This is a genomic window from Pseudomonas sp. RGB (assembly GCF_007713445.1).
In the GTDB taxonomy this organism is placed as follows: Bacteria; Pseudomonadota; Gammaproteobacteria; order Pseudomonadales; family Pseudomonadaceae; genus Aquipseudomonas.
The window spans coordinates 202119-218645 of sequence record NZ_VMSH01000003.1; the positions used below are offsets into that span (position 1 = coordinate 202119).

Consider the following 16527-nt stretch of genomic DNA (forward strand, 5'->3'; position numbering starts at 1 on the left):
AGCATAGCGTTCGGATGGCAGCCAACAGCGCTGCGGACGGTTAACGGGTGGCCTGCGGCAGGGTGTCGCATCGGCGCAGCAGCGTGTCGCGCCATCAACAACCTACAGACGTTTGAACCCGAGAAATCCACAGGCTTTGCGTAAAAAAGGGCGCGATGGTGCCAGCTTTGGCCGGGTGTTGGAAGGGTTAACCGGGCAAACGGTCCATATCAGCCCTTTTGTGGGGCGTCACGCACTTTTTGTGTGTGTTTTTGGTGCGCATGACCGTCTGGATTGTGGGTCGCACGGTAACGCTATAGCGGAATGCCATTGTTCTCAATGACTTGCAGCGCACGCTGAATTGTCCTACAGCCCGCGTCAATCGCGGCTCGGTAACATTTTGGCGCAAATCTTGCGTAAAAAATAAAGAACGCCCCGTTGGTTTCTTTTCACGAGAAAGATCGCAGGCCGGGCGGACCGTTTTCGCAATTCCTCGTAAAGGTGTGTCAATGAGTAGTACGCAAAGCTCCAATGACCTCGAACAGGGGCTCAAACCGCGTCACGTCACCATGCTGTCGATTGCCGGCGTCATTGGTGCCGGTTTGTTTGTTGGCTCCGGCCACGCGATTGCTGCCGCCGGCCCGGCCGTACTGCTGGCTTACGCCGCTGCGGGTACGTTGGTGGTATTGGTGATGCGCATGCTCGCCGAGATGGCGGTAGCCTCACCGGATACCGGTTCGTTCTCCACCTACGCCGACCGCGCGATTGGCCATTGGGCCGGTTTCACCATTGGCTGGTTGTACTGGTGGTTCTGGGTGCTGGTGATTCCGCTGGAAGCCAACGCCGCTGCGACCATCCTTAATGCATGGTTCCCCGATGTGGCGATCTGGGCCTTTACCCTGATCATCACGTTGCTGCTCACGGCAACCAACCTGTTCAGCGTGAAAAACTACGGTGAATTCGAGTTCTGGTTTGCGCTGATCAAAGTCGTGGCGATTGTGGGCTTTGTGATCCTCGGCCTGGCGGCGATTTTCGGCTTCCTGCCGACCAGTCAGGTCAGCGGCGTGTCACACCTGTTCGACACCCAGGGCTTTATGCCTAATGGCATGGGCGCGGTATTGGCGGCCATCCTGACCACCATGTTCTCGTTCATGGGCACCGAGATTGTTACCATCGCTGCGGCCGAATCGAAGAACCCTGGCCAGCAAATCACCAAGGCCACCAACTCGGTGATCTGGCGGATTGGTTTGTTCTACCTGCTGTCGATCTTCATTGTTGTGTCGCTGGTGCCATGGAACGATCCGACCCTGGCGGCCGTAGGTTCCTACCAGACTGTGCTGGAACGCATGGGCATTCCGAACGCCAAGCTGATCGTCGACCTGGTGGTATTGGTTGCCGTGACCAGCTGCCTGAATTCGGCGTTGTACACCGCCTCGCGCATGCTGTTCTCCCTGGGTCGTCGCGGTGATGCACCGGCGATGTCCAAGCGCACCAACAAAAGCGGCACGCCTTACTGCGCGGTGCTGTTGTCCACTGGCGCGGCATTCCTGGCAGTGTTCGCCAACTACGTCGCCCCGGCGGCGGTGTTCGAGTTCCTGTTGGCAAGCTCCGGCGCCATCGCCTTGCTGGTGTACCTGGTGATCGCGGTGTCGCAACTGCGCATGCGCCAGAAGCGCACGGCTGCGGGCGAGAAGATTGTGTTCAAGATGTGGCTGTTCCCTGGCCTGACCTATGCGGTGATGGTGTTCATCGTCGGCACGCTGACCATCATGCTGTTCCAGGAAGCGCACCGGGTCGAGATTATTGCGACCGGGATTTTGAGCTTGCTGGTGGTGCTGGCGGGGTTGTTTGTGGCGAGCCGTCGCAAGGCGCAGAAGGTAGGCGCTGCCGTACTCAATTGATGTAATGAAATGCGGTGCGCAATGCACCGCAATTCAAATGTGGGAGCGGGCTTGCCCGCGATTACGGTAGATCGGCCAGCACATCTGGCGACTGATCCACCGCTTTCGCGGGCAAGCCCGCTCCCACATTTGGTTTTGCGTCAGTCTGCTGAGTTGGCGAGCGCTTGGGAGGCCGCCACGTAATCGGCCTGAAACTGCGGCGACTCGATCCACGCCAGCGCTGCCGCCTCATCGTCACTGTCCGTCGCCCACTGCCGGTACTCGATCAGTGCCGCGAGAATGAAGTCAGTGGCCTCTTCTTCGCCTTCCTGCTCCAGCACCAGCGCCAGCAACGGGTGCGCCAGGAATACTGCACACAGTGCCTGCTGGCTGGTTTCGCCCGCGGAGCGCATCTCCATAAACAACTCGGTCAAATCTACCGACTCAAGGTCAATGCGGCTGTCATCGCCGGCGAACGCATCCGGCTTGGTCGCAACGCTGCGCTGGGTACGGTTTTGCTTGGCCTTGGCCTTTGCCCGGTGGGCACGTTTTTGCTGCTTGTTCGGCGAGGCCATGGGCTCAACGTCCTTGGGTACTGGGTCTGGGTGGGTATTGAAGCGCAGGTTGGGGGTAAATCCCAAGGGATTCTAAACGCACTGACCGGGAGCGCCTTGCATCAACTCACCGTGTTGCAGCCACGCCAGTGCAATCGGCCACAGCCGGTCCTGATATTCACTGCGGAAAAAGGCGAAATGCCCGACGGCGTTTTCGCCAATATCTTCAGGGGCTATGCGCAGATGCGTGCGCTCGCTGTGTTCGAAATAGCCCAGTAGCCGCTCAATTGCCGCCACCGTGCCAAACGGATCGTCGGTGATGCTGATCGCCAGCAATTGCGCCTTCACGCGGGCAAACGGCAGCTCATTCAGCGCGCGCCCGCTGGGGCGCGTCTCATACCGGGGGGTTGGCGTGCCCCAGTCGTGCACCACGCCGGCCGGTGTGTCTTCCAGCCAGCCCAGGCGTTTGCCGGGGAAGTAGCCATACAGCGCGGTCACCAGCGGCATCACCACATGCCACTTGGCAAACATGCGCCAGCGCCCGCTGGCCTCATAGTCGCGCCAGTACGCAAACTGCGCGCCGACTGTGACGATGCGTCGGATCACCGCGCCGGAAGCGCCAAGCCCCGCCGCACAGCCTCCAAAGCTGTGACCGACCACCTCAATCGGCTGCCCTGGAAACTCCCGTTGCGCGCGCTGCAGCATCGCCTCGAAATCCAGCACGCCCCAATCCGACCACGACGCCTTGAAGCCGCGCAGCGAGCCACTGCGGGACTCGCCTATGCCTCGGTAGTCGTACGTGATGACGTCCAAGCCATTGGCAAACAGGTAGTCGGCGAAGCGTGAGTAGTGGCGGCAGCGTACGGAGGTGGCGGCGTTGATGATGACAACCGGGCGTGTCGGGTCGGTTCTGATATGGCGCCAGGTGAAGCCGCCGATGGGGTAGCCGTCGTTGGCGGGCTCACGGAATTCTTCCGGGGCTGGTCGAGTGGGCAGGTTCATAGGTCGGCTTGATCCTTGCGCTTTTGGTGTGGGCTGTAGGGCCACGCGCTTTTATAAGAAACCGAAATTAACAAATTTAGCGCGGCAGGGGCGTAACAAATATCGCGATGCTCGACCTCGCCCCCCTGAGTGCTTAGGCTTGCGATCTGTTCATCAGCCAAAGTCAGTCCATGACCCGCGACACCCTCGAACACAATCAGATCCTCCTCTACTTCGTGGCCGTCCTGCTGGCGGCGGCAATCGGCGTGCTTGCGCCGCTGTCAGCCCACGGTCTTGGCACGCTGGTGACGCCCGCCATCGCGGTGCTGATGTATGCGATGTTCCTGCAAATCCCGTTTCTGGAGCTGCGCCAGGGTGTGGGCAACAAGCGTTTTATCTCGGCGCTGCTATTGGCCAATTTCATCCTGGTGCCCTTGCTGGTGTGGGCGTTGACCCGTGGCCTGGTGGAGCGCCCGGCGCTGTTGGTGGGTGCATTGCTGGTGCTGCTGACGCCGTGCATCGACTACGTGGTGGTGTTTACCCACATCGGTAAAGGCGATTCGCGGCTGATGCTGGCGGCAACGCCGGTGCTGTTGCTGCTGCAACTGGTGCTGTTGCCGGTGTACCTGGGTTTCATGCTGGGCGCGCAACCCGCTGTCGTGGTGGCGGTAGAGCCGTTCGTGGAGGCGTTTGTGCTGTTGATTGTGCTGCCGATGATGCTGGCGGTGCTGACGACATTCCTGGCGCGGCGCTCCAGCGTGATCAATATGTGGAACGACGCCTGGGCCTGGCTGCCGGTGCCCGCGATGGCGCTGGTGCTGTTTGTGGTCATCAGCTCGCAGATCACCTCGGTGGTGCGCGATATCGGTTTGCTGTTGCCGCTGATGCCGGTGTACGTGGGCTTCTTGTTGCTGGCGCCGTTGATGGGCGCGTTGGCTGCTCGGTTGTTTGCGTTGCCTGCTGTGACCGCGCGGGCGGTCACGTTCAGTGCCTCGACCCGCAATTCTCTGGTGGTCTTGCCGCTTGCGCTGGCTTTGCCGGAAGACGTGCGCGGGCTGGCTGCAACGGCGGTGATTCTGCAAACCCTCGTTGAGCTGATGGGCGAGCTAGTCTACATCCGGCTGATTCCGGCACTGGTGTGGCGCGCTGGTCGATAAATCCATAAATGTTCGGGTTTGTTCAGGCGCTATTCAGGAGCTGAGTCGGCACCATGGAGTCGGCGCAGCCTACCTGAAAGGACATTCGATGGATCACCGCAGCCGTTTTCGCCTGGAGTCCCTGGGCCTGTTTCTGATCGCTTTACTGCTGTTCACCTTGGGCATCTGGGATGAGCAACCCCAAGGGTTTGACGGGCGTTGGGCACTGTTTCTGCAAGAAATGTTTCGCCATGGCGCGAGTCTTTTTCCGACTACCTACGGTCAGCCTTACCCGGACTACCCGGGGACCGCGACCTTTTTCAGCTTCGTGTTTGCCCGCTTGTTCGGGGCGCCCAATCACCTCGCGAATGTCCTGCCGACCGCGCTTGCCTCGGCGGGCATGATCGCGCTGATCTATCGCTTGCTGGCGCCATTGAGCCGACCTTGGGCGTGGCTGACGGTATTGCTGACACTGCTCACCACTCAGTTGCTCGATAAGTCGCGCTCGGTGTGCCTGGACCTGATGATCGCATTGCTGTGTGTGGGCAGTTTCTACCTGCTGCACAGCGGCGAGCGCATGGGGTCGCGGGTGCGGCAGCTTGCCGTGTTCCCGTTATTCATTCTGGCGTTCGCGATTCGTGGGCCGCTTGGGTTGATCGAGGTGTGTGGCGTGGTGTGCGTGTACTGGGCGCTCGGCCGGCCGGGGCAGCGCGTCAAGCAGGTGCTGATTCACGGTTTTGTGGGGTTGGTGTTGCTGGTGGCGTGCTGGTGGATGTTGATGAAGCTGGCGCGGTTCAGCGGCGGCGATGCCTTTGCCGATGATGTGTTCAGGATGCAGGTCAGCGGGCGCCTCGATGAGAGTGGCGAGCCGTTCTACTTCTACTTCAAGCTCAGTTTGTACCGTTACTTCCCGGTGGTGCCGCTGGCGCTGGCCACGATGATTGCGCTGCGTCATCGCTGGTCTGAGCGCTGGGTCAATGAGGATATTCAGCTGGTGGTGCGGCTTGGCGCCTGTGGCTTGATGATTTTGCTTGGGCTTTCGGTGCCGCACTTCAAGCGCGCTTATTACATTCTTCCGATGGTGTCGATGTTCGCCGCTGTCGCCGCCTATGGGCTGCTTCAGGCGCAACATTGGCTGATCGGCGTGCGCCGCTTCTACGAAGGGCTTGTCGCGGCGCTGCCGGCGTTGTGCGTGGTCGTGCTGTTTGTGTGTCGGCACGCCTGGCAGAAGCACGGGTATTGGCCTGAGGTTTCGTTGCCGTTGTTGATTGGCGCGCTGCTGGTTCTGCAAGCGGCGGCGTTGATTGCCTGGCGGCGCCCATTGCGGTTGGTGTGGCTCAGCACAATCGCCTTGGCGGCGCAGTGGCTGCTGCTGGTGGTGGTGATAGACCCCGCCAAGGATCTGCAATTTGATACGCGCAAGTTTGTCAGCCAGGTTGAAGCGCTGCGTGAGTCCGATCCAGGCCCCTTGGTGTTCGTCAATCTGGGGCGCGATACCTGGGCGGTGCGCTACATGATGAACCTGGATCACGATGAGCAGCCGCTGTTCGTCGCTGATAATCAGCTTGAACAATTAACCACGTTGCCACGGCCATCCTGGGTGATTGTGCCGCGCAAGGAGGCAGCGCTGTTGAAAGGGACGTCGATGGAGCAGCAAGCGCCAAGCTTTGAAGGGCGGCTGAACGATAATCCGCTGATGGTGTTTTTGCTGAAGTAGGCGGGCGGCTTACTGCCGTTGCATGGGCTCGGGGCGATAGTGGATCGCCCTGGGTGGGACGCATAAATTCCAGACAACAAAAAACCCGCACTTGGCGGGTTTTTTGTGTGTTTCAGATGACGTTTGCACCACCTGAAACTAATTAGTGGTGCCCAGAGACGGAATCGAACCGCCGACACGGGGATTTTCAATCCCCTGCTCTACCGACTGAGCTATCTGGGCAACGGGGCGCATTAAACGGGTTTTTCAGGGGGTCGTCAAGCAAGTTTTCAAAAAATATTTAATTATTACCGTCGCTTACGTGCCGACCCCGGTTTTTGATCAATTATTGAGCAGGCGGCACGTAGCCGTCGGCCTTGGCGTAATCCTCGCCAGAAAAGAACTTGTCCATCTCGCCCTGCAGGTATTTGCGGTCTTCGGCGTTCATCATGTTCAGGCGTTTTTCGTTGATCAGCAGGGTCTGGTGTTTTTGCCAGTCAGCCCAGGCTTTGGCGGAGACGTTGTCGAAGATGTCCTGGCCTTTGGCGCCGGGGAACGGTGCGCGCTCCAGGGCAGGCAATTCTTCGTGGTATTTGCGGCACATGATGGTGCGGGTCATGACGGAACTCCTGCGTTCAATACGTCGGCCGCGCGCTTCAGCAGTTTTTTCACTGGGGCGGCAAGGCCCAGGCGCGGCGGGGTGGCGAGGTTATACCAGAGCCAGTCGGCCTCGGCCACGTGATGGGCGGATTCCTCCACCTGGACCAGCCAGGGTTCGATGGCCAGCTGGAAGTGGCTGAAGGTGTGGATCAGCCCCGGCAGTTCATGCGGCGTGCCCAGCGCGAGCGCGTGCTGGTTGGCCAAGTGTTCCAGGTCCTGGAGGTCGTCGAGCTCCGGCAAGCTCCACAAACCGCCCCACAGGCCCGTGGATGGGCGGCGGTAAAGCAGAATCGCGCCCTCTGCGTTGGCCAACATCGGCATCAGCGTGCGCTTTTGCGGGATGGTTTTGCGCGGCTTGGGGATTGGGTAGCGCGTCTCCAGACCGAGCATGTGCGCCTCGCAGCCCTTTTCCAGCGGGCACAGCAGGCAACTGGGTTTGCTGCGGGTGCAGAGCGTGGCGCCCATGTCCATCATCGCCTGGGTGTAGGCGTTGACGCGATCGTGCGGCGTAAAGCGCTCTGCGGTGGCCCAGAGCTGCTTGGCAACCTTGGGCTCGCCGGGGTAGCCCTCTTGCGCGGTAAAGCGCGCCAATACGCGCTTAACGTTGCCGTCGAGGATGGGCGCCCGCAGGCCCATGCTCAGGCTGGCGATCGCACCCGCAGTGGATAAGCCGATGCCGGGCAGTTCAGTGAGCTTTTCGACGTCCTTGGGAAACTCGCCACCGTATTGGGCGACGACGATCTTGGCGGTCTTCTGCAGGTTGCGTGCGCGGGTGTAGTAACCCAGGCCGGTCCACAGGTGCAGCACTTCGTCTTCCGGCGCGGCGGCCAGGGCTTCGACCGTCGGCAGGGAAGCCATGAACCGGTCGAAGTAATTGAGCACAGTGCTGACCTGGGTCTGTTGCAGCATGATCTCCGAGACCCACACCCGGTAAGGCGTAATGCCCTGTTGCCAGGGCAGGTCATGGCGACCGTGGCGGTCGTACCAGTCCAGCACTGCCTGTGAAAACTGCTCGTTTCTCATCGTTTGAACAGGCCTTTAAGGGCGTCTTTCAACTGCGGGTTGACCTTGTCGAGTTTCTCTTCGAGCTTCTCGCTGAGTTTGTTGCCGGCGGCTTTGACCGCAACCTGAGTCAAGCCGTCCTTGTCCAGTCGGCAGGCTTTGGCGCCCAGTTCCAGCGGGCCGCGGCAGCGCAGCGGCACTTCGATGCCCCGGAAGTTGGAGCCGACCTGGCAAGCCGGGTCCGGCACGTCGCGTGTATCGCCTTCAACGATGATGCCGACGCGGTAATCCATGCCCAGCACGCGCAGGTCGATGTCACCGTTGCCGTTGACCGTCAGGCCCGGGATACGCACTTTCATGTCCGGGTTGCTGGCCACGCCGTTGCGCAAGGTCAGGTTGCCGCGCAGTTCCTGGAACGGCGTGTCCTTGCCTTGTGGCGTGGTGGTCAATGTCTTGCGGTTGAGCAATGCGATGCCGGTGCACAGCTGCTGTTCAATGTTGGCGTTGAGCAGCGCGCCGTTATTGATCACAAAGCTGGCGGTGCCGTTAAGGCTGTCGATCAGCGCCTTCTGGCTGTTGCCACGGCCGTTGAGGTTGCTGTCGAGGGTGATCTGGCCTTTTACCGGCGGGTTTTGCCCCTGAGCTTGCAGGATGCGCTCAACCGGCACTTGCTTGATGTGGGTTTGCAGCGCCAGCACCGGGATGTCCTGGCGCACATCGAGTGTGCCGTTGGCCTGGAAGGTGCCGTTGTAGAGGCCGCCGCTGAGGGTATCAAGCTTGAGCTGGCCATCGATGCCGGAGGCTTTGAGTGCAGCGTTCTGGATCGGCAGCTTGCTCAGGGTCAGTTGGCCGAAGGCCAGGTCGGCGTCCACGTCCAGCGTGCGCAGGCGCGTGAGTGGCAACAGCTTGTCGGTGCTCCACGCGCCTTTGGTTGGTGCGTCCGGCAGCGGTGTGGTGCCACCGGCGGCCATGGCGCCGGCCTCGCTGTTCTGCACTTCGGCCTGGCGTGCGGCCGCAGCACCTTTGGCGGTTTCGGACTTGGCCGGCAGGTAGTTGTCGGCGTTGAAAGTATCGCCTTTGAGTTGCAGGCGCAGGGATTGCTTGGCGAAATCCTCTACAGCGATGCGGCCGGTGAAGGTGCTGCTGTCGAGTTTCAGGTTCAAGTCTTCCAGTGCCACGCTGGTAGGCGTGCCTTTGAGGCGGCTGACCAGTTCAACTTTGCTGAGGCTGCCCGCCGCCATCGGTGGCAACGGGTGGCCGACGCTGTCGAGGAACTTGGCCAGGTCAAACTGGGCAATGGACAGGGCGCCGCTGAGCTGTGGGGTTTTGTTCAGGTCATTGACCTTCAGTTCGCCCAAGGCGCGCAGCTGGTTGGCGGAGAGTTTCAGGTTGGTCCATTCGGCAATATTGGCCGCCAAGTCCACCAGCAGTTGGCCTTGGGTGGAGAACGTTACGGTCTTGCCCTGCAGTGGCTCGCCGGTGGCTTCGCCGCTCAGCTTCATGTCTTCGAACTGGTAGCGCTGGAGCGCACGCTGGATGCGCAGGTTGCCGTTCAACTCGGTCTTGACGCGCATCAGCGGCTGGTTGCTGCCCAGGAATGCCGTAAGTTTGAGCGGAATGCTTGCGCCTTCGTGCACGGCACCGGCGCTCAACTGGATGCTTTCAGCGCTGTACTGTTTGCCGGTCTGCTCATCGTTGTATTCAACGCGGGCGTTGTTGACGGTCAGGCTGTCGATGTCCAGGCGGATCGGTTTTGGCGGCTTTTCCGGTTCAGGTTCGGCCGGCGTTTCCGCGGGGGCAGGCACCGGCGCATTGGCCGGTTTCTCGGTCACGTTCTTGCCGATGTCCTCCCAGTTGCCGTGGCCTTGCTTGTCGCGGTTGAGGCGCAGGTTCAGGCCTTCGACACGCACATCGCTCATCTGCACTTCACGGCGCAGCAGCGGCAGCACGCGCACCGACAGGCCGAGCATCTGCAGGTCGGCAAACGGCTGAGTCGGGTTGGTCATGGTCGCGACGCTGGCTTCGTGCAATTCCAGGCCCAGCCAGGGGAACAGGCTCCAACCGATGTCGCCATTGAGCGTCAGCTCGATGTGGGCCTTGTCGCGGGCAATCTGGCGGATCTCGTCTTTGTAATCGTTGGGATCGAAGAGGTGGGTCAGGGCAAAGCCCAGGGCCACAATGATCAGCAACAGCCCGAGAAGTACCAGACCCAGGATTTTGCCGAACGCTTTCATGGGCGAGTCCTTGTATGTCGATTTCAAAATTTAGCCGCAGAGTATAACGCCCGACGGCCTGCGTCAGTTCATGCATCGTTACATTGTATCTAGACGCAGCAAAATCGGATTTTGCCGCCCAACAGAGCAGGTTGCGTGAAAAAGGTGATATCAGTTTGGTTTTTCTGTCATCCACTGGTGCTAATCTGCGCGGGTTCGTCTGTCGTCTGCGACACAGCGTCGCGCTTAAAAGGAGCTTTACTCGACAACAACGGCTAACGCTCTGCGTGCAAGGCCGAGGGAGAGAGCGCCTGACGGACACATACTAATAACTGGGGGAAACACCAATGAGCACAAGCACTGCGGCTGGTAGTACTGCCGCACAGCCTGCGTTCCTGTCCAAGGAGCGCATTATCGCCAAGCCAGGGTTCAACCGCTGGCTGGTTCCACCGGCCGCCCTGGCCATCCACCTCTGCATCGGCATGGCCTACGGGTTCTCGGTGTTTTGGCTGCCGCTGTCCAAAGCGCTGGGTATCACGGCACCGGTCGCCTGCGCGCCGGACATGAGCTTCATCACGCAAGTCTTCTCGTCCCAGTGCGACTGGCCCATCTCCATGCTGGGCTGGATCTACACGCTGTTCTTCATCTTCCTGGGTTGCTCCGCAGCGATCTGGGGCGGCTGGCTGGAACATGCCGGGCCACGTAAGGCCGGCGTTGTATCGGCCTTGTGCTGGTGTGGCGGTCTGTTGATCTCGGCGTTGGGCATCTATACCCACCAGATCTGGCTGATGTGGATCGGCTCCGGCGTGATCGGCGGTATCGGCCTGGGCCTGGGCTATATCTCGCCCGTGTCGACCCTGATCAAGTGGTTCCCGGACAAACGCGGCATGGCCACCGGCATGGCGATCATGGGCTTTGGCGGCGGCGCAATGGTCGGTGCACCCTTGGCCGCAGCGCTGATGGGCCACTTTGCTTCGCCAACAAGCGTGGGCGTGTGGCAGAGCTTCGTGGTCATGGCCGTGATCTACTTCGTGTTCATGATTGGCGGCGCGCTGTCGTACCGCGTTCCGCCAACCGGCTGGAAGCCTGAGGGCTGGACCGCGCCGGCGAAAAAAGCCAGCAATGCGATGATCACCCACCGTCACGTTCACGTGAACGTGGCGTGGAAAACCCCGCAATTCCGCCTGGTGTGGCTGGTGCTGTGCCTGAACGTGTCTGCCGGTATCGGCATTCTCGGCATGGCGTCGCCGCTGCTGCAGGAAGTGTTCGGTGGCAAGTTGCTGGGTGTTGATGTGCCGTTCGGCCAGCTGGATGCCGGGCAATTGGCGTCCATCGCGGCCATCGCCGCAGGCTTCACCGGCTTGTTGAGCCTGTTCAACATCGGTGGGCGGTTCTTCTGGGCGTCGTTCTCCGACTACCTGGGCCGTAAAAATACCTACTTCGTGTTCTTCGCCCTGGGCTTTGCCCTCTATGCGCTGATCCCGAATCTGGGGCACCTGGGCAACGTGGCGCTGTTCGTGGCGGCGTTCTGCATCATCCTGTCGATGTACGGCGGCGGTTTTGCGACCGTTCCGGCGTACCTGGCCGACCTGTTCGGCACCCAGATGGTCGGCGCGATCCACGGTCGCCTGTTGACCGCTTGGGCGGCGGCGGGCGTGTTGGGCCCGGTGCTGGTCAACTACCTGCGTGAGTATCAGCTGAGCATCGGCGTTGAACGTGCCGCGGCGTATGACATCACCTTGTACATCCTCGCCGGCCTGCTGGTGCTGGGCTTCATCTGCAACCTGCTGGTGCGCCCGGTGGCCGACAAGTACTTCATGACCGACGCGGAACTGGCTGCCGAACAGGCGCTGGGCCATGACAAAGGCGCCACTGCCTCTACGTCGCTGGAGTGGAAGGCTTCTTCCGCCAGCGTGCCATTGGCTATCGTGGCGTGGCTGGTGGTGGGCATTCCGTTGGCGTGGGGTGTGTGGGTGACCCTGCAGAAGACCGCGGTATTGTTCCACTGATAAACCGTTGCGCAGTGCCCGCTCATGCAAGGTGAGCGGGCCTCGGGCAGCCAGAGCGGGCTAATCCTGCTTCTTGTCAGGCAAGGCTCTGGTTGATTGACCGCGCCATGGGATGCGTTGAAACCATGGCCGTGGCACCGGATGCACGATTACCCGCAAGGCTCGGGCGTAATCCATCACCAGGCCGGGTGTCCAGGCCATGGTCATGGCGCGCTTGCGTACTTGCGCGGCAATCCACAGTTCCGGCATGAGCAGGGTCTGCAACACCGAGCGCCAGCGCCGCGACCGTTCCGCCAATACCCCATCCATCGAGGCTTCCAAGGCAAATGCCACGCTGCTCGAGCAGTTGCGGTAGGTCAGGTTGTAAGTGGCCTGTTGGCGATAGTTATTGGAAAACTCAATCAACGCCTTGCGGCTGTACCGGTGAAAAATGATCTTGCGGTCCGAATCGCACCAGTTGGCCACTTCGGTGGCGTAGTCCGGCTGGAAGGTGCCGGGCACGTCATTGTTGCGAGTGGCCTTGAGAATGCGGAAAAACTCTGACGGTGAGCGATCGATGTCTGCAACCGGATACAGGCTCAGGTACACCGACGGCGACAGTTCAAGGGCAGCGTGCCCGGTTGAAATCACGCCTTGTGCGTCCACGGCCGCGATGTAGCGATTGATGATCGGGCGGGGAATGGTGGTTGCGCTGGCGGTGCCTTCCGGCGTCCAGATATGCACCACCAGTGGATCGGTGCAGGCAGGCTCCGGCTCAGGCTGCGGCGGCGGTTCCTGCGGCGGCAGCTTCTTGAAATCCGATAGCAGATCCCTGGGCGCAAGCAGCTCGAACGTCGAGGTGCCATGGCGCAATCGCCTGACGCGACGCGCAATGCGTACCGTGTTCAGGCCGCTGACGATCATCAGCGCGCCAAGAAAAAAAGACACGGTGGCACTGTTGGCGATGGGGTACGGGCTGACCAGCAACCCGGCGAATACCACTTGGGCGCCGCCGCTGATCAACGATGATCGCCAGCGCGGGAACCTGACGACCCAGGCCGAGGTGATGGTCAGCAGGCCGATCACAAAGTAGGTAAAGCCAAAAATGATCGCCAGCAGCAGGTTGCTGTAGACCTTGTCGGCAAGAATCAATACCGCGACAAAAAAGCAAATCCCGCCCTTGAAATACAGCACGGCGCGCTGAGTACCTACGCCGCTGGCGGCCACGCTCAGGGTGACAATGCTTTCCAGCAGCAACAGCAAGCCGAACGCGCGCAGCGGAAAGTACAACTCGCCATCCAGGCCGTCGATCATCACGCCAACGCCCATCACGCCCCATACGATACCGATCAGGCCGAGAAACCAGAATTTGGATCGGACGAATTCAACGCCGAACAGCAGTAAAGCAATCTGAATCATGAAAGTACTCGTACAGGTAGACGCTGATCGGCAAACGTTCAGGAATAGCGACTGCTTTGCCAGTTGCCGACAAATACTTGGCCCCTGGCATCGCGCATGGCGCCGGGGCTTTGGTCGTAAAGGGTCAGCCAGTCACCGTTGCCTTTGTCGATGCGAAAGGCCAGCGATGAGGCGTGGGTACGGGTGTCCGGCGACCAGTGCTGTTTGAGTTTTTCGCGGTCATCGGGGTGCACGCGCGCCAGCACCTGCTCAATGGTGCCCAGGGGCCGGGTGCCGATATCCAGCAGCGAATCGAGGTTGTCGTCCCAGAGGATGTCGCCTGTTTCGGGATGCAACTGGTACATCACGCCGTCGCCCCCCAGCCGTCCGGTTTGCGGGTCGTAGGGCCTGGCCGATTGCGTCATCAGGCGTATCACCACCACCAGCAGGGCGGTAATGGACAAGTAGCTTTGCGCAAGCAGCAAAGGCTCGCCTTCGAGCAGGCCCGGCACATAAAACGGCCCGGTCTTCTGATCGGTGTAATTGACCACGATGCTGCCCAGCACCAGCAGCGCGATTGAGCCTCCAGGGCTGCGCCAGGTCACGCAAACGGCAAGGGCGAGGGCGATCGGCAGGCAGGCCAGGATGAAATACACCGCAGCGCCGGCATCGGTGTCCAGCATGCTGGTGAGCCAGTGCGGCGCGGCCCCGAAGACGTACCAGGTATTTAATGCGAGCAGCAGCAGCCACCCGGCGCCGGCGAGTTTCTCCCGTGCGCTGACGGGAAATTCGCGCAAGTTGCTGTTCAGCACGTTCATGACCACGACGGTCGCAAAGAATACGCCATTAACGCCAGACATCCAGTTGGTCATCAGCGTATGGGGTGATGTTTCCCCGGCCAGCATCAACCAGCCCTTCCTGATCAGCGCCTGCACGCCACAAATGGCCACGGTCGCCAGCAACCACAGCACGATGGCGTGCAGGTCGTCGCCACGGCGCGCGAAACGCCGTACCAGCCAGGCAATGGCAATCGAACCTGCCAGCGCCTCAGCCGAAAGCGCGATGGCGGCCGGTGACTCCTCCCAGCCGTGCGCACCGAGCAGCACCCGCGCAATCAACAACACAAGGAACAGCATCGGCCAGTGCGCACGGCGCGAGCTCAGGAAGGCCGACACCGAGACGCCCGCCGGGAACCAGATAATCGCCATCTTCGAGACGGGGTCATCAAAGGCTAGGGAGGCCATGCCGGTCACGTAATAGGTCAACGCCCACAGGAGGAGAATGCCGCTGCGCCGTAAGACTCTGGGTATCGTCACTGTTCAGTATTCATCAGGTTTTAAACGTAGCGCTCATGTTACAGCGAAGCCGGCGCTGGCATTTGGCTAATATGCCGGGCGCACCATCCTGGAGCATGCACTTGTACGCACATGTCTAGCGCCGACACTCCATCAGTCTTATCCCCTTCGATGTTTCTGTTTAGCGCCCGCGCCCCTATAATGGCTGCCTTTTTCGCCCAATGATTTTGCGGAGCTGGTGATGGCCGAACGTAAGGCGTCCGTCGAGCGCGACACTCTGGAAACCCAGATCAAAGCCTCGATCAACCTGGATGGCACCGGAAAGGCCCGATTTGATATCGGTGTACCTTTTCTTGAGCACATGCTGGACCAGATCGCCCGTCACGGGCTGATCGACCTGGATATCGTCAGCAAGGGCGACCTGCATATCGACGACCACCACACGGTGGAAGACGTCGGTATCACGTTGGGCCAGGCATTTGCCAAAGCCATCGGCGACAAAAAAGGCATCCGCCGCTACGGCCACGCCTATGTTCCGCTGGATGAAGCGCTGTCGCGTGTGGTTATCGACTTCTCCGGCCGCCCAGGCCTGCAGATGCACGTGCCCTATACCCGCGCCACCGTGGGCGGCTTTGACGTTGACCTGTTCCAGGAATTCTTCCAGGGCTTCGTCAACCACGCACTCGTCAGCCTGCACATCGACAACCTGCGCGGCACCAACACCCACCACCAGATCGAAACCGTGTTCAAGGCTTTCGGCCGCGCGCTGCGCATGGCCGTGGAGCTGGATGACCGCATGGCCGGGCAAATGCCCTCGACCAAGGGCGTTCTGTAATGCAGACGGTCGCGGTTATCGATTACGGCATGGGTAACCTGCACTCGGTGGCCAAGGCCCTCGAGCACGTAGGTGCCGGCAAGGTGCTGATCACCAGTGATGCCAACGTGATTCGCGAAGCTGACCGGGTGGTATTTCCTGGTGTTGGCGCGATTCGCGACTGCATGGCCGAGATACGTCGCCTGGGCTTTGACAGCCTGGTACGCGAAGTCAGCCAGGACCGTCCGTTCCTCGGCATCTGCGTGGGCATGCAAGCCTTGCTCGACAGCAGTGAGGAAAACGACGGCGTTGACTGCATCGGCCTGTTTCCAGGCCAGGTGAAGTTCTTTGGCAAGGACCTGCACGAAGACGGTGAACACCTGAAAGTCCCGCACATGGGCTGGAACGAGGTGCGCCGCACCGTCGACCACCCGCTGTGGCACGAAATCCCGGACATGGCGCGCTTCTACTTTGTGCACAGCTACTACATCGCCGCCGGTAACCCGCGTCAGGTGGTCGGTGGCGGGCACTACGGCGTCGACTTCGCCGCAGCGCTGGCCGAAGGTTCGCGTTTTGCGGTGCAATTCCACCCGGAGAAGAGCCATACCCATGGCCTGCAGTTGCTGCAGAACTTCGCCGCCTGGGATGGTCGCTGGTAAATGGCCAGGAAGCCGAAGCAGCCGATCTTGAACCTCACCCCCGAGCAGGAGAGTGAGGCTACCCTCAAGATCAAGCGCTTCATGGAGGACCGCTTCGAGCTCAAGTTGGGCTCGTTCGAGGTTGCCGAGATTCTTGAGTTGTTCACCACCGAAGTGGCGCCGCACTATTACAACAGGGCGATTTTCGACGCGCAGACGCTCCTTAAAGAAAGGTTCGAAAGCATCGAAAGCGACTTGTGGTCGCTTGAGAAACCCTGATTTCCCAAGCATTG

At 60.6% G+C, this 16527-nt stretch carries 14 protein-coding genes and 1 tRNA gene; 7 read left to right on the forward strand and 8 right to left on the reverse strand.

Annotation, left to right across the window (positions count from 1 at the left end):
* Window positions 1-488: 488 nt before the first annotated feature.
* Window positions 489-1880, forward strand: a complete 1392-nt coding sequence (gene gabP / locus FPT15_RS07990; RefSeq protein ID WP_145159859.1) for a GABA permease — start codon at window positions 489-491, stop codon at window positions 1878-1880.
* 140 nt (window positions 1881-2020) lie between these two features.
* Here gabP and FPT15_RS07995 read toward each other — a convergent pair whose 3' ends face one another.
* Window positions 2021-2434 (reverse strand): hypothetical protein, encoded by a 414-nt coding sequence (locus FPT15_RS07995; RefSeq protein WP_145159861.1) that lies wholly within the window; start codon window positions 2432-2434, stop codon window positions 2021-2023.
* Between the two features lie 72 nt (window positions 2435-2506).
* Window positions 2507-3415 carry an alpha/beta fold hydrolase gene (locus tag FPT15_RS08000; protein WP_145159864.1) on the reverse strand — a complete coding sequence of 303 codons (909 nt, stop codon included), beginning with the start codon at window positions 3413-3415 and terminating at the stop codon, window positions 2507-2509.
* 170 nt (window positions 3416-3585) lie between these two features.
* Here FPT15_RS08000 and FPT15_RS08005 point away from each other — a divergent pair, with 170 nt between their 5' ends.
* Both FPT15_RS08005 and FPT15_RS08010 read left to right on the forward strand, forming a co-directional pair.
* Window positions 3586-4551, forward strand: coding sequence for an arsenic resistance protein (locus FPT15_RS08005; protein WP_145159866.1), 966 nt, complete (start codon window positions 3586-3588; stop codon window positions 4549-4551).
* Window positions 4552-4639: 88 nt separating this feature from the next.
* On the forward strand, window positions 4640-6247 hold the full coding sequence (locus FPT15_RS08010; RefSeq protein ID WP_145159868.1) for a glycosyltransferase family 39 protein: 1608 nt from the start codon (window positions 4640-4642) through the stop codon (window positions 6245-6247).
* A gap of 146 nt (window positions 6248-6393) precedes the next feature.
* On the opposite strand, the gene FPT15_RS08015 is transcribed toward FPT15_RS08010, so the two are convergent.
* From FPT15_RS08015 to FPT15_RS08030, 4 genes are all read right to left on the reverse strand, one after another.
* A tRNA-Phe gene (locus tag FPT15_RS08015) sits at window positions 6394-6469 on the reverse strand.
* A gap of 103 nt (window positions 6470-6572) precedes the next feature.
* Complete coding sequence (locus FPT15_RS08020) at window positions 6573-6845, reverse strand: oxidative damage protection protein (protein ID WP_106577463.1); 273 nt, start codon at window positions 6843-6845, stop codon at window positions 6573-6575.
* On the reverse strand, window positions 6842-7909 hold the full coding sequence (gene mutY / locus FPT15_RS08025; protein WP_106577464.1) for an A/G-specific adenine glycosylase: 1068 nt from the start codon (window positions 7907-7909) through the stop codon (window positions 6842-6844). The genes FPT15_RS08020 and mutY overlap by 4 nt, the downstream gene beginning before the upstream one ends.
* Complete coding sequence (locus tag FPT15_RS08030) at window positions 7906-10122, reverse strand: AsmA family protein (protein ID WP_145159870.1); 2217 nt, start codon at window positions 10120-10122, stop codon at window positions 7906-7908. Before FPT15_RS08030 ends, mutY begins: the two co-directional genes overlap by 4 nt.
* 326 nt (window positions 10123-10448) lie before the next feature.
* Between FPT15_RS08030 and FPT15_RS08035 the strand changes: the two genes are divergently transcribed.
* Complete coding sequence (locus FPT15_RS08035) at window positions 10449-12110, forward strand: OFA family MFS transporter (RefSeq protein ID WP_145159872.1); 1662 nt, start codon at window positions 10449-10451, stop codon at window positions 12108-12110.
* A 60-nt stretch (window positions 12111-12170) separates the two neighbouring features.
* Here the strand turns inward: FPT15_RS08035 and FPT15_RS08040 are convergent, their stop codons facing one another.
* Together FPT15_RS08040 and FPT15_RS08045 are read right to left on the reverse strand one after the other, a co-directional pair.
* Complete coding sequence (locus tag FPT15_RS08040; RefSeq protein ID WP_145159874.1) at window positions 12171-13508, reverse strand: HdeD family acid-resistance protein; 1338 nt, start codon at window positions 13506-13508, stop codon at window positions 12171-12173.
* A 38-nt stretch (window positions 13509-13546) separates the two neighbouring features.
* Entirely contained in the window at window positions 13547-14803 is a 1257-nt protein-coding gene (locus tag FPT15_RS08045) for an MASE1 domain-containing protein (protein ID WP_145159876.1), read from the reverse strand.
* A gap of 220 nt (window positions 14804-15023) precedes the next feature.
* Between FPT15_RS08045 and hisB the strand changes: the two genes are divergently transcribed.
* The 3 genes from hisB to FPT15_RS08060 are packed head-to-tail and all read left to right on the forward strand — an operon-like array spanning window position 15024 to window position 16513.
* A complete protein-coding gene (gene hisB / locus FPT15_RS08050) occupies window positions 15024-15617 on the forward strand; it encodes an imidazoleglycerol-phosphate dehydratase HisB (protein WP_003218037.1) in 594 nt (197 codons plus the stop codon).
* Window positions 15617-16255: an imidazole glycerol phosphate synthase subunit HisH gene (gene hisH, locus FPT15_RS08055; RefSeq protein WP_145159878.1), complete on the forward strand. Its 639-nt coding sequence runs from the start codon at window positions 15617-15619 to the stop codon at window positions 16253-16255. The genes hisB and hisH overlap by 1 nt, the downstream gene beginning before the upstream one ends.
* Complete coding sequence (locus FPT15_RS08060; RefSeq protein ID WP_145159881.1) at window positions 16256-16513, forward strand: DUF2164 domain-containing protein; 258 nt, start codon at window positions 16256-16258, stop codon at window positions 16511-16513.
* Window positions 16514-16527: the final 14 nt, after the last annotated feature.

Excerpts from the sequence above, each read along its gene's own strand:
- hisB (WP_003218037.1), top strand. The coding sequence starts at position 15,024 with ATGGCCGAACGTAAGGCGTCCGTCGAGCGCGACACTCTGGAAACCCAG.
- FPT15_RS08010 (WP_145159868.1), top strand. The coding sequence starts at position 4,640 with ATGGATCACCGCAGCCGTTTTCGCCTGGAGTCCCTGGGCCTGTTTCTG.
- FPT15_RS08000 (WP_145159864.1), bottom strand. The coding sequence starts at position 3,415 with ATGAACCTGCCCACTCGACCAGCCCCGGAAGAATTCCGTGAGCCCGCC.
- FPT15_RS08060 (WP_145159881.1), top strand. The coding sequence starts at position 16,256 with ATGGCCAGGAAGCCGAAGCAGCCGATCTTGAACCTCACCCCCGAGCAG.
- FPT15_RS08040 (WP_145159874.1), bottom strand. The coding sequence starts at position 13,508 with ATGATTCAGATTGCTTTACTGCTGTTCGGCGTTGAATTCGTCCGATCC.
- hisH (WP_145159878.1), top strand. The coding sequence starts at position 15,617 with ATGCAGACGGTCGCGGTTATCGATTACGGCATGGGTAACCTGCACTCG.
- FPT15_RS07995 (WP_145159861.1), bottom strand. The coding sequence starts at position 2,434 with ATGGCCTCGCCGAACAAGCAGCAAAAACGTGCCCACCGGGCAAAGGCC.
- gabP (WP_145159859.1), top strand. The coding sequence starts at position 489 with ATGAGTAGTACGCAAAGCTCCAATGACCTCGAACAGGGGCTCAAACCG.
- FPT15_RS08030 (WP_145159870.1), bottom strand. The coding sequence starts at position 10,122 with ATGAAAGCGTTCGGCAAAATCCTGGGTCTGGTACTTCTCGGGCTGTTG.
- FPT15_RS08035 (WP_145159872.1), top strand. The coding sequence starts at position 10,449 with ATGAGCACAAGCACTGCGGCTGGTAGTACTGCCGCACAGCCTGCGTTC.
- mutY (WP_106577464.1), bottom strand. The coding sequence starts at position 7,909 with ATGAGAAACGAGCAGTTTTCACAGGCAGTGCTGGACTGGTACGACCGC.
- FPT15_RS08005 (WP_145159866.1), top strand. The coding sequence starts at position 3,586 with ATGACCCGCGACACCCTCGAACACAATCAGATCCTCCTCTACTTCGTG.
- FPT15_RS08020 (WP_106577463.1), bottom strand. The coding sequence starts at position 6,845 with ATGACCCGCACCATCATGTGCCGCAAATACCACGAAGAATTGCCTGCC.